We start from the raw sequence: 557 nt of genomic DNA, 5'->3' as shown, positions 1-557 counted from the left end.
AAGCGTAAGCCAGCGTCCATTGCGATTGGGTGGATTAATTCTACTGACATTTCTACGTTGTCACCAGGCATAACCATTTCAACGCCTTCTTTAAGCGAGATCGCACCAGTTACGTCAGTTGTACGGAAGTAGAACTGTGGACGGTAACCGTTAAGGAATGGAGTATGACGGCCACCTTCGTCTTTAGAAAGTACGTATACTTCTGCGTCGAATTTAGTATGCGGTTTGATTGTACCTGGTTTAGCAAGTACTTGACCACGTTGAACGTCTTCACGTTTAGTACCACGTAGAAGAACACCACAGTTCTCGCCCGCACGACCTTCGTCAAGAAGTTTACGGAACATTTCTACGCCAGTTACAGTTGTTTTAACTGTATCTTTAATACCAACGATTTCAACTTCTTCGCCTACTTTCACGATACCAGTTTCAACACGGCCAGTTACTACTGTACCACGACCTGAAATTGAGAATACGTCTTCGATTGGCATAAGGAATGCTTGGTCGATAGCACGTTCTGGTTCTGGGATGTAAGAGTCAAGAGCTTCAACAAGAGCAAC

Annotated in this window: 1 protein-coding gene; it reads right to left on the bottom strand. The window is 44.5% G+C overall.

Annotated features, from left to right (window positions below; all coding sequences use genetic code 11):
* Nucleotides 1–557 (bottom strand): EF-Tu C-terminal domain-related protein (locus AC25JC_RS17325; protein ID WP_486924517.1); only part of this gene is annotated, 557 nt, incomplete at both ends.

This window comes from Acinetobacter sp. P37 (assembly GCF_057480965.1).
Note: the sequence above shows the minus strand (reverse complement) of the source record. Positions and strands in the feature narration are given on the sequence as shown.